Source organism: Streptomyces sp. NBC_01237, from assembly GCF_035917275.1.
Taxonomy (GTDB): Bacteria; Actinomycetota; Actinomycetes; order Streptomycetales; family Streptomycetaceae; genus Streptomyces.
On record NZ_CP108508.1, the window covers coordinates 246,218 to 266,106 of the forward strand.

17 protein-coding genes and 3 pseudogenes are annotated in these 19,889 nt (G+C 69.7%); 11 read left to right on the plus strand and 9 right to left on the minus strand.

What is annotated here, in order from left to right; translation table 11 throughout:
• Positions 1-9: 9 nt before the first annotated feature.
• The gene (locus OG251_RS01220; RefSeq protein ID WP_326675088.1) at positions 10-357 is read right to left on the minus strand and encodes a transposase family protein; all 348 of its coding nucleotides are present in this window, start codon (positions 355-357) and stop codon (positions 10-12) included.
• A gap of 387 nt (positions 358-744) precedes the next feature.
• Here OG251_RS01220 and OG251_RS01225 point away from each other — a divergent pair, with 387 nt between their 5' ends.
• Complete coding sequence (locus tag OG251_RS01225) at positions 745-1,674, plus strand: hypothetical protein (RefSeq protein WP_326675089.1); 930 nt, start codon at positions 745-747, stop codon at positions 1,672-1,674.
• 323 nt (positions 1,675-1,997) lie between these two features.
• Here OG251_RS01225 and OG251_RS01230 read toward each other — a convergent pair whose 3' ends face one another.
• From OG251_RS01230 to OG251_RS01240, 3 genes are all read right to left on the minus strand, one after another.
• On the minus strand, positions 1,998-2,621 hold the full coding sequence (locus OG251_RS01230) for a hypothetical protein (protein ID WP_326675090.1): 624 nt from the start codon (positions 2,619-2,621) through the stop codon (positions 1,998-2,000).
• Positions 2,622-2,874: 253 nt separating this feature from the next.
• Positions 2,875-5,781: a hypothetical protein gene (locus OG251_RS01235; RefSeq protein WP_326675091.1), complete on the minus strand. Its 2,907-nt coding sequence runs from the start codon at positions 5,779-5,781 to the stop codon at positions 2,875-2,877.
• A 199-nt stretch (positions 5,782-5,980) separates the two neighbouring features.
• Complete coding sequence (locus OG251_RS01240; protein WP_326675092.1) at positions 5,981-6,676, minus strand: hypothetical protein; 696 nt, start codon at positions 6,674-6,676, stop codon at positions 5,981-5,983.
• 500 nt (positions 6,677-7,176) lie between these two features.
• Here OG251_RS01240 and OG251_RS01250 point away from each other — a divergent pair, with 500 nt between their 5' ends.
• Both OG251_RS01250 and OG251_RS01255 read left to right on the plus strand, forming a co-directional pair.
• Positions 7,177-7,347, plus strand: coding sequence for a hypothetical protein (locus OG251_RS01250; protein WP_326675094.1), 171 nt, complete (start codon positions 7,177-7,179; stop codon positions 7,345-7,347).
• A gap of 14 nt (positions 7,348-7,361) precedes the next feature.
• Entirely contained in the window at positions 7,362-7,910 is a 549-nt protein-coding gene (locus OG251_RS01255) for a hypothetical protein (protein ID WP_326675096.1), read from the plus strand.
• 631 nt (positions 7,911-8,541) lie between these two features.
• Here the strand turns inward: OG251_RS01255 and OG251_RS01260 are convergent.
• Positions 8,542-8,802 carry a hypothetical protein gene (locus OG251_RS01260; protein WP_326675098.1) on the minus strand — a complete coding sequence of 87 codons (261 nt, stop codon included), beginning with the start codon at positions 8,800-8,802 and terminating at the stop codon, positions 8,542-8,544.
• Positions 8,803-8,839: 37 nt separating this feature from the next.
• The gene (locus tag OG251_RS01265) at positions 8,840-9,358 is read right to left on the minus strand and encodes a proline dehydrogenase (protein ID WP_326675099.1); all 519 of its coding nucleotides are present in this window, start codon (positions 9,356-9,358) and stop codon (positions 8,840-8,842) included.
• A gap of 461 nt (positions 9,359-9,819) precedes the next feature.
• On the opposite strand from OG251_RS01265, the gene OG251_RS01275 reads away from it, so the two are divergent.
• From OG251_RS01275 to OG251_RS01290, 4 genes and pseudogenes are all read left to right on the plus strand, one after another.
• Positions 9,820-11,085, plus strand: coding sequence for a choice-of-anchor A family protein (locus OG251_RS01275; RefSeq protein ID WP_326675100.1), 1,266 nt, complete (start codon positions 9,820-9,822; stop codon positions 11,083-11,085).
• Between the two features lie 466 nt (positions 11,086-11,551).
• On the plus strand, positions 11,552-13,000 hold the full coding sequence (locus OG251_RS01280) for a membrane-associated oxidoreductase (protein ID WP_326675101.1): 1,449 nt from the start codon (positions 11,552-11,554) through the stop codon (positions 12,998-13,000).
• Positions 13,001-13,337: 337 nt separating this feature from the next.
• Positions 13,338-14,052 (plus strand): annotated as a pseudogene (locus OG251_RS01285) (N-acyl homoserine lactonase family protein).
• A 304-nt stretch (positions 14,053-14,356) separates the two neighbouring features.
• Positions 14,357-14,779: a VOC family protein gene (locus OG251_RS01290; RefSeq protein WP_326675102.1), complete on the plus strand. Its 423-nt coding sequence runs from the start codon at positions 14,357-14,359 to the stop codon at positions 14,777-14,779.
• Here OG251_RS01290 and OG251_RS44910 read toward each other — a convergent pair.
• A complete protein-coding gene (locus tag OG251_RS44910; RefSeq protein ID WP_365202403.1) occupies positions 14,757-15,122 on the minus strand; it encodes a hypothetical protein in 366 nt (121 codons plus the stop codon). The genes OG251_RS01290 and OG251_RS44910 overlap by 23 nt on opposite strands.
• A pseudogene (locus OG251_RS01295) lies at positions 15,097-15,615 on the minus strand (M20/M25/M40 family metallo-hydrolase); the annotation flags it as partial. The gene OG251_RS44910 and the pseudogene OG251_RS01295, both read right to left, overlap by 26 nt.
• 338 nt (positions 15,616-15,953) lie before the next feature.
• On the opposite strand from OG251_RS01295, the pseudogene OG251_RS01300 reads away from it, so the two are divergent.
• Positions 15,954-16,139, plus strand: a pseudogene (locus OG251_RS01300) (Lrp/AsnC ligand binding domain-containing protein); the annotation flags it as partial.
• Between the two features lie 166 nt (positions 16,140-16,305).
• The gene (locus tag OG251_RS01305) at positions 16,306-16,680 is read left to right on the plus strand and encodes an Lrp/AsnC family transcriptional regulator (RefSeq protein ID WP_326675103.1); all 375 of its coding nucleotides are present in this window, start codon (positions 16,306-16,308) and stop codon (positions 16,678-16,680) included.
• A gap of 369 nt (positions 16,681-17,049) precedes the next feature.
• Here the strand turns inward: OG251_RS01305 and OG251_RS01310 are convergent, their stop codons facing one another.
• Positions 17,050-17,634, minus strand: coding sequence for a helix-turn-helix domain-containing protein (locus tag OG251_RS01310; RefSeq protein WP_326675104.1), 585 nt, complete (start codon positions 17,632-17,634; stop codon positions 17,050-17,052).
• Between the two features lie 115 nt (positions 17,635-17,749).
• On the opposite strand from OG251_RS01310, the gene OG251_RS01315 reads away from it, so the two are divergent.
• Positions 17,750-18,586 (plus strand): EamA family transporter, encoded by an 837-nt coding sequence (locus OG251_RS01315; RefSeq protein ID WP_326675106.1) that lies wholly within the window; start codon positions 17,750-17,752, stop codon positions 18,584-18,586.
• A gap of 508 nt (positions 18,587-19,094) precedes the next feature.
• Entirely contained in the window at positions 19,095-19,802 is a 708-nt protein-coding gene (locus OG251_RS01320; protein ID WP_326681114.1) for a B3/B4 domain-containing protein, read from the plus strand.
• The last annotated feature ends 87 nt before the right edge of the window (positions 19,803-19,889 follow it).

Sequence of the window (19,889 nt, forward strand, 5' to 3'; positions counted from 1 at the left end):
GCCACGGGATCACTCGGCCGGCCAGGCACCGATCGCGGCATCCAGCGCATCGCCGTCAACGCTCTGGAGCACGCGCCGCACGGTGGCCTCGGCCGGGGCTGCCGGGCCGGTGTCCGGTTCCCGGCACGACCCGCCAAGACGGATCAGCAGGTCGGGCGGGGCGTCGGCGGCCCCCCGCGCGATCGCCGCGAGCGAGCAGGCTCCGGCCATGACCGTGCATGCGGCCAAGGCCACGACGAACACCGGCGGATGGCGACAGCCCCGGCTGCAGCGCGGGGCGGGCACGACGGTGAGAGGGGCAAGCAGCCAGGCGCACTCGCCGGACGAGGGCGGGGCGACACCGACGAGTTGGCCCATGCCAGGCGGTGCATACGGCTTGGGGGCGGTCAGTGCAGCGTTCGCCGCAGCAAGGGCGGCGGGCGCACAGTTCTGGTCGACATCGGACAGGCGGCGCCAGCTGGGGGCCCACTCAGCGGCCGGGATGCCTGCCGGGCCGAACCAACCAGGGGTTGACCAGGCCAGCGTTCCGTTCCAGCTCGAACCGCCGGAAATCGCGGGGTCCGCCGGCGGTACGGGCCGGCGTCGAAGGGGTCGGCGGAGGCGGCAGGGTCGGCAGAGTCGGCGGCAGCCGATTTCGGGCGGATCGGGCTACGCGAAAGTGTCGATTCCCTTATTCCGCACCGGGGTTGGGGGTAGCGTCGGCCGAAGAAACAGGGATGAACAGGGCCGACAGGGGGAACGGTAGTGTTCTATCAGGCATCGCACGCGGGGTTCGTGGCCAACCAGCAGGCACTGGTCGGTGGCATGACCGAGGCGCAACGGGAGTACCTGCGGCGCCCGCCCGGCCAGCCGCCGAGGGTGCTGGACGACGCGCAGAGCCGCGCGGACCTCGATCTCACGCGGTCGCTCGTGGAGAGCGTGCGGCGCGCGCTGCTCAGTGGGGGGATCGACAAGGACCTCGACGAGGACAATCTGCGTAGGGTGTGCCTCGTACCGATGGAACTCCAGTTCCGTGCGCTGCTCGACACGCAGGGGCTGCCCGGTCGCCAGGCCAGACAGGTGTTCGCCGCATGGCTCAAGGACGACGCCAAGGGTCAGCAGGCCTTCCTTATGTTCACGGAATTGCTGCGCCATCTGCGGCTGTGGATAGGGGCCCTGGACAAGCAGGTCGCCGCGGACGCCGCCATCGCGGCGGAGCAGTTGCAGCAGCAAGCTGCCGCCCGCGCCCGGGCCGCGGCGCCTCTGTCCAATGAGGAACTGCTGGCCAAGCACTCCCGGGAATTGCTCGGCAAGCTCGCACCAGCAGGAGACAAGGCCCTGGTCAAAGCAATCCTGGTGATCAACGGCCAGGTCTACCGAGGTGCCAGCGGCAGCAACGTCGACGCGGTCACGAAAGAGTTGGTCAAGGGCCTGGTCGACGCCATGGAGAAATGGACCATCACCGGCTGCGCCGAGGTGGCCGCGCTGGGTGCGTTCGTCACCGAAGGCGGGTTCCCCACGGTGGAAGCCGTCCGTGCGGCCCTGCCCGCCGGCGACTCCCACGTCGTCGCGATGGAGGCCCGGGGGCCCAGGGGGCAGGTTCGCGCGTGGGTGAAGCGCGCGCCGTGCAATCAGTGCCAGCAGTGGCTGAAGACGCTTCGCATCACCCCGGACACGGCGGGCGCGTACAGCTGAGGCGGCCGGTGCCACCTCCACCCGGGAGGGTGAGAGAGGTCCAGTTCGACGCTGGGGGCGCTCCACTCGGATTCCGGGGCGGCCCCGGGCGTGGGGCTCGTTCCGCGTCCCGGTGTCCGGCAACCGGGGTTCACCGGCCGGTTGATGTCGGGTCCGTGGCCAGGGCTCTGTCGTTTTCGCGATCGACCGGGATTGATCAGGTGAGTCCGCGGGGTCACACGCGGCCGGGTCATGTCCCGTCCGTGATGGCGCAGGCCGCTGGGCGATGTTGTCCCGTCCTGCCAGGCGGAGCGCGCCAATGGCCAGGTTTCGCAGGGAGGCCATCACCCGCGGCGCACTGCCGGTCCACACCCGCGAGGCGTCCTCCCCGAACGTCGCATCCCTGACATGGTGCTCACGATTCTCGATGGCCCAGTGCCTGCATATGTGTTCCGCCAGGTCAGCGGGGGTCGCCTGGTGAGCGGACAGGCCGGTGACCGCGTAGACGCGCTCCAGCGACACCATCCCGGTGCGTACTGTGTGCCGTCAGCGGACGATCTGCAGGGCCTGGCCGGCGTGGGGAATGGCAGTCCCGCCTCGGTGACTGCCTTCAGGCGGCGGATCTCGTCGCGACCGTGGGCGGCGGTGCGGGTGTGGTCCGTCAGCGGCATCTCCCTCCAGGGCAGGTCCTTCACCAGCGTGTGCAGGGCCGGGTGGTTGGCCTTGAGTACGGCGAGGTAGTGCACGTTCTTCTCCTCGACCAGGAACTTCGCGTGGTCGATCTGGGTCAGCAGCGGGAGCACTATGCCGTCGCCGCGCAGGGATGTGCCGTCCACCGCGACGGCCACCCGCACCGGGCGGGACGGCGGGTGTTCGTCCTGGTCGGAGGCGCGGGAAGCGTCCGCACGAGCGGTGAGCCAGTCGCCGATCGCCGCGTCGAGAGCGTCGCCGTCGACTCGCCGCAGCATCCGGCGCACGGTCGCCTCGCGAACAGACGGCCAGAGCCAGGGCGTACGACAGCACGTGGCGCCGGCCGCGCAACCAGTGCGACTCGGGCAGGCCGCGCAACCTTTTCGCTGCGCACAGACGCCCGATGGTTGCCACATGCCGGGACGCGCTGAAAACCTGTTCTCAAGATCAGCCCGTACTGATCTCCGCTTCGGGTGACGTTCGGTGATGGGTGTCAGGCCGCCCGGAGGGTCCGGTGCGGGCTTCCTCGGCTCAGCGGCGGCCACCGCCTCCGCCCGTGCTGGAACCACCGCCGGTCGCGGAGTTGACGCAGCCGGTGCAGGGACCGGTGCCCTGCCGCAGGTACCGGTGCTGGTTCGCCAGGTCGATCGCGGGCGTCAGCGACGTGTCCTCGGTGGGGATACCGATGCCGAACCGGCCGTAGAAGACGAGCAGGCCGGCGTCGGCGCGTTCGACTGCCGCCCGGGTGCGGTCGTAGGCCACCGCCGTCAGGCGGCGGACGTCGACGCGCACGAGTCGGCCGCCGTCGGGCGGGGGCCGGCCGATTCCTTCGCCGTACTGATGGAAGATCTTCTTCACCGGGCCGTCCTCCACCAGTCCCCCGAGATACTCCTTGAGGAGCTGTACGGCCTGGTTGTCGCCCAGGTCCAGGGCGTCGAAGGAGCGGGTGATCGCGAGGGAGGCAAGCTCGGCGAACCGGTCGGTCTGTTCCTCCCGCTCCGCGGTGCGCTGTTGGCTCTCGTCGAGCTGATCGAGCCTGCCGTCGAGGTCGTCGGCCGCCGGGCTCTGGGCGGGCTGTGGTTCCGGGGCGTCGAGAGCGAGCGCGTCGGCCTGGAAACGGCCGACCTGCCGGGCTATGGCCAGCGCCGTCCGGTTCACGGACCCTCCGGGTGGCGAGGGAGCGGCCCTGTGCACGGCGAGAATCACGGCCCTCAGACGGGCGGCGGCCCGGGGATGTGCCACGACCTGCTGGTGGATCTCCTTGTACGCGGCCGCGGCGCCCTCGGCGTACTGCCGGCGCTGAACCTCGAGCGCGTATCTCTCGGTCACCGGCCGCTTCCACGCGCCCTCGGAGACCGGAGCCAGAGCGACGAGGAACAGCAGCGCGACCATGATGCCGACATTGACCCCCGAGAGGGACCGCCGTGCGAAGTTGGCGGTGATACCCAGCGGCAGCCGGGACTCACCGAAGCGCGCCGGGCGCAGCCGCTGCCCGACCCGCGCGACACCGTCCGGCCAGCGCAGCACGGCGTAACTGCCGACAGCAAGCGCCGTGTAGGCCGCCAGCCAGTACAGCCAGTCCACCTCGGTGAGTTCTTGGATCTTCTCCACCATGCCACGCACAACGGTGACTTGGGGCGGCGTGAATGACAGTACGTTGGCCAGCCACACCATGAGCACGGTGAGTACCAGGCCGAGTTCCACGGACAAGGCGATGTCGGCCACCGCCTGCACCGTCGGTCGCGTCGACTCCTTCAGCTTTCGCCAGCCGCGCCAGGAGAGCCAGATGGCGAGCGGGAAGAAGAGTCCGGCGGCCGGCGTAAGGGTCAGCACGTCGCCGGAAACGAGCTGCTCGACGGCGAGGACGGCCAGAAAGACGCCGGGGAGATCCGGAAGGTGGCGCACGACCAGGCGTTCGGACGCACCGCACCGCCTCACCAGAAGCAGCAACGTCCAGCCGCCGAAGAAGAGCAGCGCCGCCAAGGGGACCAGGCGAGAGGGGAGGGCGCGGAACAGGAAGAGGAGCACTGCCGCCGGCAGGACGACCGCGAAGAGGGCGAGGGCGGCTGCGGCGACGTACCGGCGGTGCCGGATCCAGCGGATCAGGGGTTCGACGAGCAGCAGGCCCATGACGTTCGGCACGATCATGACGGCTGCAGCGAGGCCCAGGCCGAAGACTGCCCCGAGGATTCCGCCGAGGACCACCCTGACGGCGGCGAGGAGTGCGGACCCCATTCCGTCGATCTCGAACCGGGTACCGAGGCGCCAGGCCGCCCACGCGCCCACTCCGAAGGTGACGTACAGGCCGAGGAGTTCGGGCACGTCGTCCGGGGACTCCGCGTCGTCGCGGGTGGCCGGAGTCGGTGCCTCCGGAGTCGGTCCGGCCGGAGTCAGTGCGGCCGGAGTCAGTGCGGCCGGAGTCGGCGCCTCCGGAGTCGGTGCGGTCGGAGTCGGTCCGGCCGAAGTCAGCGCCTCCGGAGTCGGTCCGGTCGGAGTCGGTGCCTCCGGTGTGGGTCCGGCCGGAGTCAGTGCGGCCTGCGGTCTGCTTTCGCGCAGCTGACAGGCGATGTCGAGGAAGATCTCCAGATTGGGTATCCGGTACCCGGGCCATGCGAAATGGGTCGGGAAGTCGCTGCCGCGCGAGGAGACCAGGAGACTGCCCTCGACCGTGAGAGAGAGCGAGCCGACGTCCTCCCAGGCAGTGGAGTCGTCCCGGCCGCGCCTTCGCCGCACGGTCAGCCCGTCCTGGCTCAACACCACGTCCCCGAAGGGGACTTCACCGCCGCCGAGAACCGCTTCGGCGGCCGGGGCCAGCTGCGCGTCCCGAACGCCCTGCAGGATCGCAGGCCCCCACTCCTCCTCCTTGGGGAGCTGGGCGCCCCTGATCGCCGTACGGGTGCGCAGGCCCCGGATCCTCTCCCCGCCGAGTACGGGGCCACGGTCCGCCGACCCGAACGTGACGACCGCCCCCTCGGGGTTGGACAGCTTGTAGCGATGCGAACCGTTCGTGAAGACAGCGGTCGACTGCCAGAGGTAGACCGCTTCCGTAGCGTCGGCCGCAATCGCGACGAGGCCCTTTTCGTAGAGGCGGAACTCCACTCTCGTGTGCCGCCGATACCACAACGCGCGGACGGCGAACGGCCCCAGCAGCGCCAGCCCACCGAGTGCTTGGGCCACTGCTGCCGCGACGGACCCCTCCCAGCCGAGGAACGCACCGAGGAGGATCGTCAGGAAGTAGGTCAGGGCCGAGAAGGGGGCCAGCGCCAGCAGAAGCAGCGCGTACGCGGAGGGCCTTCTGTGCTGCGGGCGGTAGGTACGGCGATGCCGCCCCAGCTCCGGGCGCTCCGCTCCGTTCTCCGCCCCGTCTTCCGTGCTGCTCTCCGCGCTGCCGTCCTCGCCGGTCCCCGCGCCGTCCGCCGCACCCATGAGCTCACTCATCCCAGGAAGCTTTCCGCACAACACCTTTTGCACGAGAGCCAGTTGATGTTGCGCGGCACGGTAGCACTTTCATGGTGCGCAGGCCCGACCGGACGAACCTCCGGAACACGGACACCCCGGGCCGAGGGCATCACCCGTACGGTTGCCTGCCAACGCAACGGCCGCTCCGCCCGGCCGAGCGGTGCCAGTGGGGCCGGGCTCAGCTGCCGGGCGGCATCAGGTTCCTGGTCAGGGTGAAGGCGGAACTCGCTGTTGCGAGAAGGGCGTTGACGCGACCGAGGACACGGCCCGCCCGGTCGGCGTCCTGCGCACCGGCGGCGTCCGTCAGGTCTTCGGCATACTCCCGTGCCCTGACCGCCTCCTCGGGCTGGGCACCTTCCGAGTCGGCCCTGAGTGCAGTGGCCAGCTGCTGGTACGAGATGCCGGACAGGTCGGCGCTGCTGTCACGCCCGCTGCTCTGGGCAACCCCATGAGGGCTGTTGACGTTGACTGCCGCGAAGCCGCCCGCGGACGCCGTTATGTGCATGGATTCGTCACTGATCCCTGTCCACATGAAGTGCTTCCGGTACTCGCGCCAGCCCTTGCGCGTAAGGGCGTAGGAACCGAACTTCCATCCCTCGACGCGTACGAGTTTGTGCTTGACGGGTTCCGCGAGGACGAGCCGGGCGTCGGCCCGATTCCAGCGCCGCTCATCGAAGTAGGGCGCCAGGCGGACTCGGGTGCCGAGGCTCGGGGATCTTCGGCAGATCTCCTGGAACGCCTGCTTCTGGTAGATATCCAGCCGATCCAAGCTGATGGACAGGGCGGGGAGCCGCCAGGCGTGAAGCACGGTTCGGGTCTTCAGGAACAGTCCGTACGCGGCCGCGGCGCACAAAGCCAGGACGACGATCTCCACGCGGGCTCCTGATTCTCCCGACCATGCAAGTCCCCTGATTTTATGTCGAGTTGCTCCTCGTGGGAATGGTGGAACCGCTTCGATCGGACTCGCCCCCGAGGACACGTACGCCAACACGCCGGCGTCATCGCCACCGCATGCCCTTCGGTCAGCCCTGGAGGCAGCCGCCGGTGATCTCGGCACCCCAGGGCCCGTCGCGGATCTCGCCGCCGGGCCCGATCGCTGCCGCCCAGGCAGGGGCGGGATCTTGAGCACGTCCTGGTGAATCTGTTCGGTAATGCTCATTGCGACCGCGTACGACAGCCGCCGTCCGCGCTGGGCGAGCCAAGCTGTGAACTCATACGTTCCGCCACCGGAGTCGGAACGGGCAGCATTCGGCGCGTCCACGTCGGCACCCGACTCGTGGGCCTCTCCGCCGCCGCGGCCGACCTTGGCATTTTCCCACCGTTCCCCCGCGCTCATGGCACGATCACTTTTCGTGAACGGACCCTGGGGGCACCATGCGTACCCGCACCAGCGCCTCGCTCATGGCGGCCGGCCTGTTCGCCACGCTCGCCGCATGCGGCGGAGAAGAAGTCGAAGCCGGCCCCACCCGCCCCGGGGGCCGAACCTCTGGCATCGCCAAGAGGATCAGCCAGGCGCCGCACCACCACCTCTGCCCCAACTTCTGACCTCGGGAGGCCGGATGACCGTGATCGTCGGACTCGTCCACAAGAACCGTGTCCACCTCGGCGCAGACTCCGCCGGCGTCGCCGGCCTCCAACTCACCGTCCGCCGCGACCCGAAGGTGTTCCGCAACGGCCCCTACGCCATGGGCTTCACCACGTCGTTCCGCATGGGCCAACTGCTCCAGCATGCCTTCCAGCCCCCACACCCCACCGGCGACCTCCACCGTTTCATGGTCACCACGTGGACCGACGCCCTGCGCACCTGCCTCAAGGACGGCGGCTACGCCCGCAAGGACAGCGAGCAGGAGCAGGCCGGGACCTTCCTCGTCGGCATACACGGACGCCTCTACAGCATCTGGGACGACTACCAGGTGGCCGAGCACGCCGACGACTACGCCGCCGTCGGCTGCGGGGACGAACTAGCCCTCGGCGCCCTCCACGCCACCGTCGGCCTCGACCTGGCCCCGCGAGCCCGCCTCACCGCGGCTCTCGCCGCCGCCGACCACCACAGCGCCGGGGTCACCGGGCCCTACACCTACGCCAGCACACCGAAGCGGTCGACGTGACCGGACGCAGCAACCTCACGAACCACTGCTACCGCAAGGACCGGGCCGCCTTCCCCGCCGCCGACGACATCAGCCACATCCGCGGCCACCCCGCCGCCGACGTCATCGACCGCATCCGCCCCATCACAGCAGAAGCCGACCCAAGAGACCGGGGCAACTGGCCCCATACACGGCGTCAACCGCTGCCAGCGGAACCGGCTCCCGGTCGCCTCACCACTCCGGCGCACCCAAAGGGCTGGTCCGCTGATTGTTCGGCGCGGTGTGTCATGTGGCGTCCTGGTTTTCCGGACGGCGGCTGATCCCGGCAGCGTAGACGCCCCGGCTTCCGGCGGAGGCCATCCGCCACTTGACCGCGACGGAGATGCCGAGGGTGCGGACGGGAGCCGCGGCAGGCAGGACGCTGCATGGTCGGCCCCTGAGCTGTTGGGGTCTGTGGCAGCAGGGCGAGATCAGCTGTTACTGACTTCCCGTGCGACGCGCTCCAGCCGGCGCCGATGGTTCTCCCACCATGCCTGGTCTCCTGGTGGCATGGTGGCGTTACCGTCATCCTGGTGCGCGTGATCTCCGGTACCCAACGGTACGCCGGCCACGCCGACATTGGCGCAGTGTCACTTCTCGCCGTTTCTCCAGGTCACCTCTCGCCGCTGGCCCGCCGCCACGGGACGTGACCGATCGCGTCAGGCATCAGCGTCGCGATCATGCATCTGGAGTGCTCCCAAGCCTGGTGATACGGCCCGACGACACCTTCGCGCGACTCGTCCGGAATGGCCCACATGCCCGAGTTATGTTCCGTGTTCTCCGTATGCCACCAGAACGACGGCTCCAGGGAAGAACGACCGGCGCCGAACGTGTCGCCGGAGCACCCCGGCCCCACGCCGGCGATGTGCTTCACCAGGCGCAGCAGGTTCGCGCCTGCGGGAGTCCCTGGGTCAGCCGGTTGTGCCGATAGCGCTACGGGCGGCGAGGCGGAAATCCTTTACTGCTCGGTAGAGGGCTCGCTCTCGTTCCGCGGCAAGGGCGATGTTTTCGACCCTGTGGGTGGTGTCTCCCGCGCGGGCGTTCTCAGCCATCCGTCGCATGACGTGCGAGAGATCGCTGGAGGCGTTGGCAACGCGTTCCGCGATTTCCGCGAGGGGTGCCGGCCCTTCGAGGATGACGACTTCGCAGGCGCGGTGGACCTCACGGGCCAGGGTGATGAAACGGCCTGTCTTCTCGTCGACGTCGGGAAGGTCGGGCCGGTCCGAACGCAGCGCGTCGAGGACGGCGTCCATGGCGATGTCACGGTCATGGAGAGCGCTGAGGTAGCCGGCGTAGGCGTCGCGGCGATGCTGGCGGCTCCATTGCGCGTGCTGGGACCGTGCCTGAGCACGGCCGTTGACGATTGCGGCCCCGAGGGTGGTGGCGGAACCGACGGCGGCTCCCAGCAGTGCGGCAAGTCCTGAGTCCATGGGATCCAGTCTGCCGTTCTGGCCGTTCATCCAGTTCGCCGGGGCTTCGCGCCTTTCCCCGCAGTGGGCGGGTCGCCTGTATCCCTCACCGATGGCGAGGACCGGTCCCACGTCGTGACGGCCGGCCCGGCGACGGTTCTTCGAACCGGGTGGCCGGCCTGGCCCGCCGGGACGGTTTCGGCACACCGGCTGGAGAACCGATCCTCGTGCACAGGTATCTGGATCCTCTGCGGACGCGTGCTGGTGTCCGTTTGTAAGGCTCGGCAGGCTTTCTCCCAGGGCCCTGGGATCGTTCCGCAAGCTCGGCAGCGGGTGTCGGGAGGCTGGGTCAGGCCGCGTTCGCCGTGAGGTACGTCGATGAAGACTGCGCATTGGTCTTGACCAATGTTCCATTATGTGAAAACTATGAGCAAGGCCACCATGGAATCTTTACAATCACCTCCGCTGGAGAATCAAGCCCCATGCGCATAACCGCAACCGCCGCAGCAACCGTGCTCGGTGGAGCTCTCGTTCTCGGCCTCACGGCCGTCCCTGCCACACAGGCCGCCCCTGCCGACTCGGCAGGATGCACCACCGACGCCTTCGGGATCGCCGGTAAGTACGGCGAGTTCGTCCTCGGAGACGATGTCCACTCCCCCGACGCGGAGGGCGCGGTGGCCGTGGGTGGCAACGCCGACTTCCGCGGCGGATTCAGCGTCGCCAACGAGCTGACGGCGTCCGAGGTCGACGCGCTGCCCGGCCGGGCTTCCCTCGTCGTCCGTGGCGACCTGATCAACGGCGGTTCGGTCACCGCAGTGATGAAGGGCAACGCGGTCGTCGGCGGCGAGGTCCGCGACCGTGCGGTCGAGCTGCACTCCGGCACGTTCCGCAAGGACGCCGGGCTGATCGACTTCGACGCCGAGTTCGGCAAGCTCCGCACCTACTCGTCGGCGCTGGCCGGGGAAGCGGTGACCGACGGCACGGACGTCGCGCTGGACGGCGCCAAGCTCACGCTGAAGGGCAGCGACACCGGTCGCAACATCTTCAAGGTGACGGCCGGTCAGCTGGAGCAGGCCAAGGACATCTACCTCAAGGTCCCCGCCGGTGCGACCGCGATCGTCAACGTCAGCGGCGAAACGTACGACATGGCCAAGGCGGGCACCACCGGCTTCTTCCTGTCCGGCGGCCAGGACTACGTGCTGGACGACAAGCTCCAGAGCGCCTCCGACGGCAAGGTCCGCGCCCGGCTGTTGTGGAACTTCCCCGAGGCCCGCACGGTCACCAAGAGCAGCCAGGCGGCCTGGCCGGGCAGTGTGCTGGCACCCCGGGCACATCTGGAACTGGGGACCGGCGCACCGGTCAACGGCTCGGTGTGGGTTGCCTCGCTGCACGGCTCGGGCGGCGCGGAGACGCACCACTTCCCCTTCACCGGCTGCCTTCCGGAGACCGGAAAGCCCCCGACCAGCACGCCGACGCCGGGCGACACCCCCAGTGCGACACCGCCGGTGGACGCGACCCCGTCCGGCTCCGTGACACCCCCCACGGAGAGCGGCACCCCGTCCTCCGGTTCCTCCGAGCCCTCCGTACCGGGTACTCCTGCTCCGTCGGCGAGCAAGTCGCCGGGCGGCGGCGACCTGGCCTCGACCGGCAGCAGCGGCACCGTTCCGCTGATCATCGGCACCGCCGCGGTGCTCGCCGTGGGTACCGCCCTCCTCATGGTGGCCCGCCGCAGGGCCAAGCGCACCTGACGCAGCGCGGCACCGCCGCCCGACCGGAGGACAACAGTCCGACGAAGCTCGTCCCGTCCGGGGAGGCGAGCCTTTTCCGACCGCACGCCGAGGCGTGATGAGGTACGGGGCCGGCTTGGACGATCGTGGTGATGCGGTGCCACCCGCCAGGGCGGCGACCCGGGCCGCCGCCCGCACTGCGGATCCTCACGCCGCCCCGGTCAGCCCCGCGTCCCCCACCCCTGGCCGGGCGGCGCCACCGTAGCCGCCCGGCCAGGGGCTCGTTCCAGGATTCTGGAACGGGCCCCCGGAGGGGCCATGGCCCCTCACATCTGTTCCCCGGCTGTCGGCGCCCTCGGTGACCCGACCGGATCTTCAAGGCAGGGCTCGACTCGCGCATCGCCAAGGTCGCACATCCCCTCGCCCTACGGGAGTGATCTTGCAGCGCCCGAGCGGCGGGATTCCACTGACCAGTAGGGTCGTTCACGTGGAGAACGCGAACCTGACCCCTCTGGAGCGACGCGTCTGTCAAGCGTTCCCCCTCGGGGAACCGATCGACGTTCGCCAACCTGCGGACCAGGACCGGGAACCAGCCGGCAGCTGGGCTCCGGAGCGAACGGTCCGTGCAGAGGTCATCCGCGATCTCCTTCTCAGCGAGCCGGGCGAGGCGTGCGCGCTCCGGCTGACCGGCGTCCGCATCACTGGCCTCCTCAACCTCCAGTACGGACATATCGCCCACCCGATCCGCCTCATAAGTTGCCATTTCACGCACCCCCCGGACTTCGACGGCGCACAGACTCGTCAGCTCGACCTCAGCGCGACTCACCTACCCGCCCTTTCGGCGAGCGGCATACGAGTCGACGGTGCGCTGCGACTCACCGACTGCCTCGTCGCCGGGCCTGTCCAGATGGACAGCGCCCAGGTATCCGGCGGAATCTTCCTCGACGGCGCCCGCCTTGGCCTCGACGGCGGCTGTGCGCTCCTGCTCGACCACGCCTCCGTCGGTACGGACATCTGGGCGCCCAATCTGGTGGCCGACGGCGGGATCAGCCTCGGAGCCGCACACATTCAGGGCTCGCTCAATCTGGAGAGCGCCCAGATCAAGAACGCGGAAGGTGATGCCCTCGATGCCGCCCACCTCACCGTCGGAACCGTCCTCAACGCCGGTGGCCTCATCACCGAGGGCCGCGTCAAGCTCACCGGAACCAAGGTCACCGGGCTGCTCACCTTCATCGGGGCCCGGCTCCACAACCCGGGCGGCGTCGCACTGGGCGTCAGCAGCTGCGAGGCCGCAGTGTTCTCGCTCTGGGACGCCGACCAGATATCCGGCGACGTCAAGATGCACTACGCCAGCTTCAAGGTCATCCACGCCAAGCCCCAAGTCTGGCCGACCACGGTGCGCCTGGAGGGACTGACGTACGAGACTCTCGTTCCGCGCCTGCCCGCAGCACAGCGGCTGGCCCTGCTGGAGCGCGATGTTGACGGCTTCGTACCTCACGCCTACGAGCAACTCGCCGCCTCATACCGCCGCGTCGGTGACGACGTCGAAGCCCGCAACGTCCAACTCGCCAAGCAGCGTCGGCAACGCAGGTCACTGCCCTGGTTCGGCAGGCTCTGGGGCTACCTCCAGGATGCAACTGTCGGCTACGGCTACCGTCCCACCCGTGCCATGGGCTGGCTTCTGGCTCTGCTCGTCATCGGTTCAGTCACCTACGGACTGCACCACCCAAGCCCGGCAGCTCACGGCACAGGCCCAGCCTTCAACCCCGTCTTCTATACCTTCAATCTCCTTGTGCCCCTCATGGACTTCGGCCAGAAGACTGCCTTCACGCCCACCGGCCCCTACCAATGGCTCTCCTATTTCCTGATCGTCGCCGGCTGGGTGCTCGCCACGACCGTCGTCGCCGGGGTCACCCGCAACCTCAGCCGCTCATAGCCCTTCGCGCGAGGTAGGCAGTGTGTGCGCTGTGGGTAGGTGGTCCCGTCACGCTGCATGTGGCGGGCCCACTTCAAGGCGGTGTGGATGTGGACATCGAGCAGGTCAGCCACGGCTGGAGCGGGCGGGGAGGCGATGGTGTGCGGCGTGGTCAGGCCCGCGCTGTGCGGACCGGTCCAAGATGGGGCCTGATGTCGTGGGCGGACTCCGGGAAGTTCACACCTTCTGCGGGCAGAGCACAGTGACGGCTCGTCTACGGTCGGCGCGGAAAGCCCCTGATGGTTCTGCCGTCAGCGGACCGGCTGGATCTCGGACAGCGGCCCGCGAAGATGACTGTATGGGGAAGAACATGGCGGTGCGTCGACTCGATCTCGGGTATTTCATCCGCCCCGCCTCGGAAGTGGGCGGCCCGCAGCCACGGGTCGAACCCGTCCTTGCCTACCTGGTGCAACACGACAGCGGGCTGATCCTCTTCGATACCGGCATCGGGGACGCGGACGCGGAAACCGAAGCCCACTATCGTCCCCGCCGCCGTGCGCTACCGGACGCCCTCTCCGCGTCCGGAGTCGCCCTCGATGACGTCTCCATGATCGTTAACTGCCACCTGCACTTCGACCACATCGGCGGGAACCCTCTCCTGGGCGGCAAACCCATCCTGGTCCAGGATGTCGAACTGGCCATCGCCCGCCGGGGCGGCTACACAATCGACGAGCTGATCGACTTCCCCGGTGCGACCTACGAGGGAACTCGTCGGCGAAACCGAGGTCTGGCCCGGAATCTGGATCGTTCCGACACCCGGGCACACCCAAGGGCACCAGTCGCTGGTCCTCCGGCAAGGCGACGGCACAGTAGTCCTCGCCGGCCAGGCATACGACTTCGCTTCCCACTTCGCGTCCGAGCAACTGGCCCGCCGTGCGACGCTTCGCGGCGTGGAACAGCCGCTTCCTCCCTATCGGCACTGGCTGGATCGACTCGCCGACTTCGACCCACGACGTGTGCTCTTCGCCCACGACTGCTCGGTCTGGGAACCGCCGCAGACCGAAGGCCACTGAAACCGGTCCGCGGCCAGGGCGAAGGGTTGCTCATCGCCGGACCGGTCATGGGCTTTTGAAGGAGCGAGAACAGCGCGAGCAGCCGGGCGGACGTATACGTATGCGCGCTCCTGCTTCCCGCAGTACCGGACACACCCTGTCCTCTACCTCTGCCATCGTGGCGTACGAGCCGTTCGGAAGGCAGAACGCCTGGTCACGGCAGCCACCGCTCGACATCGACGGCTGACGGCTGACGGCTGACGGCTGACGGCTGACGGCTGACGGCTGACGACGCACATTCTCGCAGTGAGGCAAGGAGCAAATCATGTCCATCACGACCACCACTCACCTGAACTTCCGGGGCACCGCACGCGAGGCGCTGGACTTCTACCGGTCCGTCTTCGGCGGACGTACGGTCGCGGTCACCTACAAGGACGCGAACGCCGTACAGAACGAGAGCGAGGCGGACTGGGTGATGTGGGGCGAGGTGGTCGGCGACAACGGCTTCCACGTCATGGTCTACGACGTACCCTCGCAGCTGCCCTGGAACCAGGGCGAGAACCCGTTCTTCGTCTCCGTGCGCGGCGATGACGCCGCGGAGATCAGCGCCCTGTGGGGCAGGCTCGCCGAGGGCTCGACCATTGTCGGTCCGCTGGAGCGTGCGCAGTGGGCACCGCTGTACGGCATGCTCACCGACCGCTTCGGCATCACCTGGGTCCTGGACGTCACCGTTCCGTACAACGGCTGAACCGACCGACCCGACCTGCGCGCTGCCGGCTGCTGCGGCACCTCAGTACAGCCGGGACGCTGGGGGCCTCGGCGGCATCTCTGAGCGCCCAGGGCTTCTCGACCGGCCGGGCCCCGGCCACCGGCGGTGGGCAGGGCGCCGTCGGGAGCCGAGGACGACCGCCGAGCGCGCGCCCGCGACGCTGCCCGCCGGCCTCGGAGCAGCTGCGTACGGTGGCCTCGGACTCGGCCGTGTCCGGGATGACGTTCTGCTGCGTACCGGCGTGCAGCCGCCCGACGGTCACCACCACCGGGTCGAAGATGTCGAAGGTGCGCGTCACCCAGTTCTGCAGTGCGGTCACCATCTCGCAGACGGCCGGGACCGGGTCCTTCGCGTGGTGCGGAGCCGGATCCGTGCCCGCCCTCGCCGCGAACCGTCACCCGCAGGGCGTCGGACGCCCTCATGACCGTGCCGGGCCGGGACGCGACCCAGCCGCCGGGCAGGCGATTGGCCGCGACATGCAGGGCGAAGGCCGCGTCGAGCGGCTTGCCCGCCGCGTTCAGGACACCCTCGTCGATCATCGCGCCGGCACCGTTGTGCCCCTCCTCGCCCGGCTGGAACATGAACACCACATCGCCCTGGAGGCTCTCCCGGCCGTCCGCGAGCAGTGTTGCCGCGCCGACGAGCCCGGCGGTGTGCGGATCGTGCCCGCAGCCGTGCATCCGGCCCGGCAGCCCGGAGGCGTACTCCACCCCCGTCAGCTCGTCCACCGGCAGCGCGTCCATGTCTCCGCGCAGCAGCACCGCCCCGCCTGGACGGCCACCGCGCGGCACGGCCGTGGATACGGTTCCGGCCATCGATGCGGCAAGACCGAAGTCCTGGACCGTCCAACCGACCTGTATCGCAGGAAACACGCAAGGGACGTTGAGTAGCGCAGGATTCCGGGAGTGAACCGGAACAGGATTCCGCGCACAGAGTGGTACGGGCGCTCGATGACGTCGACCAGGCCCTGGTGCACGCGCTGCAGATCGCCCCCGCGCCGGGTGGAACGAGATCGGCGCGGTGCTCGGACTCGACGCCGTCACCGTGGCCCGCCGCCGGCACCGGCTCACCGAAGCGGGCGCCGCCTGGATCAGCTGCTCCCCGACGCCCGCGCTCGCTGCGACCGGGCAGGGACTGCTTGCCGTCGCCGAGGGTGGACTGTGCCGGCGGCAGCCTGCTGACGGTCGCCCGGGCCCTCGCCGAGCTGCCCCACGTCACCGCCGTCGAGCACGTCGGCGGAGACCGCGATCTCCTGCTCACGGTGATGGCCACGGACCTCGCCGCGCTCACCCACTGGGTGACCCGTGGCATCGGCGCGATGCAGGGCATCGTCGCCACCCGGACCCACCTCGCGAACACCGTCTACACCGAAGGCAGCCGCTGGCGGCTGCGCGCCCTCGACCGCCCCCGGATCGCCCGCCTCGCCGAAGCCGGCGCTCCCCCGCGCCGACACTCCCCTCTTCGCCCTCACCGACCTGGACCACGCCCTCGTCGGGGCCCTGTCCATGAACGGCCGCGCCACCTATCGCGCCCTGGCCGACGCCTGCGGAACGAGCCCGGACACGGTCCGCCGCCGCCTCGGGCGGCTCTGCGCCTCGGGCATGCTCCAGCCCCGCTGCGAGGTCGCCCGCCCTCTGTCGGAGTGGCCCGTCACAGCGATTCTCTGGGGGAGAGTGGCCGCGGAGGAGCTGGAAAGCGCCTCCCGTTCCATCACCGGCGCCCGCGGGGTACGGCTGTGCGGCGGCCTCACCGGCCGGAACAACATCCTCGTCGTGGCGTGGGTGAAGTCCCTCTCCGACACCCAGCGCTTCGAGATACGACTCACCCAGCGCCCCCCGGCCTGGATATCACCGACCGTGCCGTGGCCCTCCGGCCACTGAAACTCAGCGGCCGTCTGCTCGACGAACGCGGCTACCGTATCGGCGGTGTCCCGGCTGGACGTCCTCACCGCCGGCGCCGGCTGACGAGATCGAGGGCGATCGGCCGCCGACTCCGCATGACCTCGCGCATCGTCAGACGGTTCGCCGGTGACCGACTCGTTCGCGTCTCGGCGCCGCAGGGCGACGGCGATCGTGCCGCCGTCGATGTCAGAGGGGCGTTCGCCGTGCTCGCCGTCGAGTGCGTGTCCAGGCACCTGACATGCCGTCCCTGGCGATCAGGGGCGGGCCCAGTGTGAACCGACGCCGGCTTCGCGGGCCGCCGAGGCGTACGCCTCGTTGGCGCGGGACACGACGGACGCCGGGTGCGGGTCAGGTGGTGGAAGCGGGGCCGGGAGGCAGGTGGACGGTCATGATCAGGTGGCAGGTTTCGGTACCCGTGCCGCGGTAGGCGTGGGGGGCGTCGCCGTCGAAGGTGGCGGTCTGGTCGGCTTCGACGGCGTGTTCGGTGCCGTCGACGATCAGGGTCATGCGTCCGGAGGTGACACTGACGGTTTCGACGACCCCGGCCTGGTGGGGGTGGCTGGGGTACTCCTCGCCGGGTTCGAGTTTCCAGCGCCAGACCTCGACCGGGGCGGGTCCTGCGGTCGTCAGCATGAGCCGGGCCTCGCTGCCCTCGGCACCGGCCCACAACGGCATCACGGTGTCGGCGGCCACGACGCGGACACGGCTTTCCGAGGGTCCCTCCATCAGTGCGGACACCGAGACACCGAGGGTGTCGGCGAGCCTGACGAGCGTGGCGAAGTTCGGGTTGCCCTGAGCCTTCTCCAGTGCGACGAGGGCGCCCTTGCTGACCGTGGCGCGGCGGCCGAGCTCGTCCAGGGACAGGCCCGCGCGGGTGCGGGCCGCCCTGACGTTGTGCGCGAGTGTCCGCAGGGCCGCGTTCGTCTCGGGCATCCGATCACCATCCTTATATGGACCACTGGAATGCACCGTGCGGTCGGTTGGTTGACACCGGCCGGTCGGTTCGTTGTACAGTTTAGTCGTTCCATTGCATAGTAAGGGATGTACCGTGATCGCTCTGCTGCTGGCTCTGGGCAGCTCGCTCGCCTATGGATGCGCCGACTTCCTGGGCGGCCTCGGTGCGCGGAAGGCCCATGTCCTGCGCACCGTGATGATCGCCGCCCCGGCCTCTCTCGTGGTCGAGCTGCTGCTGTGGCCGTTCCTCGGTGCCTCGTTCGGCGTGCAGACCCTGGCCTGGGGCGCCGCCTCGGGTGTCGCATCGGCCGCCGCGTTCGCCCTGCTCTACAAGACCCTCGCCATCGGCCCGATGAGCGTGCTCTCCCCGGTGACCGCATTGGTCTCCGCCGTGCTGCCCGTCGGTGTGGGGCTGTTCCAAGGCGAGCACCTGGGACCGGCCGGACTGATCGGTCTGCCGCTCGCGCTTGCCGCAGTGGTAATGGTCAGCGCAGGGAAGGGCGCCGGGTCGGTACGCCCGTCCCGCGCCGCGCTGCTGCCGGCCTTCGGTGCGGGTGCCGCGATCGCCCTTCAGCTGATCTTCCTGCACCAGGCCCCCTCCGACAGCGGCGTCGGCCCGCTGATCATCGGCAGGGCGGTGTCTTCTGCCGTCACCCTCATCGCTGCCGGGGTGCTGTACCGCCGCCTGGGATCCGAGAAGCCCGCGTACGCGATGTCGGCCACCGCCGGCGTGCTGGACTCGGTGGCGAACCTGCTGTTCCTGCTCGCCGCCCGCAGCGGGGACCTCGCCGTCGTCGCCGTCATCACCGCCCTCTACCCGGCCGGCACCGTCCTGCTCGCCCGCAGCGTGCTCGGCGAACGCATCCACCGCAGCCAGCTCATCGGGCTCGGCACCGCCGCAGCTGCCGTCAGCCTCCTCGCTCTCACCTGATCACCCCGGCCGCGGCACCGACCGTGCAAGGAGCAGCATGTTCATCCAGCCTCGGGACGCCACCCCGGACGAGAGCGAAGGGCAGCCCTGGATCGCCGAAGGCCACGGCTTCGGACGGCTGAGCGTCAACGGCCTGCCCGGCCGGCCGGCCGTCGTCGCCCCCACCCACTTCACCACCGACAAACGGCGGCCTGCTGATCCGCCCCGCCCGCCCCCACCCGGTCCGGAAGGCGATCGAGCAGAACCCGGACGTCATCTTCACCGTCATCAGCGACTACGCCTTCGTCCCCGGCCGCCGGCGTGCCAAGCGGACGTGCGGGCGAAGTTCACGTACGACGACCACAGGCCCGTCGGGCAGCGTGCCGACGTCGCCGACCGCCTCGCCGAACGCGGACACAGCCTCGACGTGGCCACCGCGCGCCGGCAGCGCCGCCTCCCGGACCGCATCCGCATCTGGAAACCCTGCCCCCTCGCCCACCCGTACACGCCAAGGAACGGAGCCCCGCCCATGACCGTCTTCCGAATCGACCCAGCCGTCGCCGATGCCTTCCCCGACACCCTCATCGCCGTGGTCACCGCCACCGGCCTGCGCGGCCACGGGCCGTGGCCCGCCACGACCGCCACCCTTCAGGACCTGGAGCAGCAGCTCGCCGACGGCACCTGGCAGCCCGCCGACGAGACCGACCCGCGGATCGAGGCATGGCACACCGCCTACCGCTCCTTCGGCACCAACCCCCGCCGCATCCGTCCCAGCGTCGACGCGCTCGGCCGGCGCTTCACGAAAAAGGGAACCCTGCCACGCGTCAACCCGGCCGTCGACTCCTACAACGCCGTCTCCGTCCAGCACGGGCTGCCCGCCGGGGCCTTCGACCTCGACCACGTCACCGGCCGCATCGCCATCCAGTACGCCGACGGCACCGAAGAATTCACACCCCTCGGTGAACCGGGGACCACCGAGAACCCCAAGCCCGGCGAGATCGTCTACGCGGACACCACCGGCGTCCTGACCCGCCACTGGAACCACCGCGACGCCCACCGCACCCGCGTCACCGAAGACTCCACCCACGTCGCCTTCGTCTTCGAAACCCTCCACGTCTCGCGTGACGGCCACCTTCTCAAGGCCGCGGCGCTGGACCTTCAGGGCCTGCTCGCCCCACACACCGGACAGACCGCCGTGTACTACCTCAGCCCGGACCAGCCCCAGGTCACCGTCTGAGCACCGGCCCCGCGTGGACGCCCCGTGGGCGGGGGCTCCGGGTGCTGGGAAGCAAGGGCACAGCCGCTCCCCCACGAGCCAGGTCCA

Excerpts from the sequence above, each read along its gene's own strand:
- OG251_RS01220 (WP_326675088.1), bottom strand. The coding sequence starts at position 357 with ATGGGCCAACTCGTCGGTGTCGCCCCGCCCTCGTCCGGCGAGTGCGCC.
- OG251_RS01230 (WP_326675090.1), bottom strand. The coding sequence starts at position 2,621 with ATGCTGCGGCGAGTCGACGGCGACGCTCTCGACGCGGCGATCGGCGAC.
- OG251_RS01235 (WP_326675091.1), bottom strand. The coding sequence starts at position 5,781 with ATGAGTGAGCTCATGGGTGCGGCGGACGGCGCGGGGACCGGCGAGGAC.
- OG251_RS01250 (WP_326675094.1), top strand. The coding sequence starts at position 7,177 with ATGCGTACCCGCACCAGCGCCTCGCTCATGGCGGCCGGCCTGTTCGCC.
- OG251_RS01255 (WP_326675096.1), top strand. The coding sequence starts at position 7,362 with ATGACCGTGATCGTCGGACTCGTCCACAAGAACCGTGTCCACCTCGGC.
- OG251_RS01265 (WP_326675099.1), bottom strand. The coding sequence starts at position 9,358 with ATGGACTCAGGACTTGCCGCACTGCTGGGAGCCGCCGTCGGTTCCGCC.
- OG251_RS01275 (WP_326675100.1), top strand. The coding sequence starts at position 9,820 with ATGCGCATAACCGCAACCGCCGCAGCAACCGTGCTCGGTGGAGCTCTC.
- OG251_RS01290 (WP_326675102.1), top strand. The coding sequence starts at position 14,357 with ATGTCCATCACGACCACCACTCACCTGAACTTCCGGGGCACCGCACGC.
- OG251_RS44910 (WP_365202403.1), bottom strand. The coding sequence starts at position 15,122 with ATGGTGACCGCACTGCAGAACTGGGTGACGCGCACCTTCGACATCTTC.
- OG251_RS01305 (WP_326675103.1), top strand. The coding sequence starts at position 16,306 with ATGAACGGCCGCGCCACCTATCGCGCCCTGGCCGACGCCTGCGGAACG.
- OG251_RS01310 (WP_326675104.1), bottom strand. The coding sequence starts at position 17,634 with ATGCCCGAGACGAACGCGGCCCTGCGGACACTCGCGCACAACGTCAGG.
- OG251_RS01320 (WP_326681114.1), top strand. The coding sequence starts at position 19,095 with ATGACCGTCTTCCGAATCGACCCAGCCGTCGCCGATGCCTTCCCCGAC.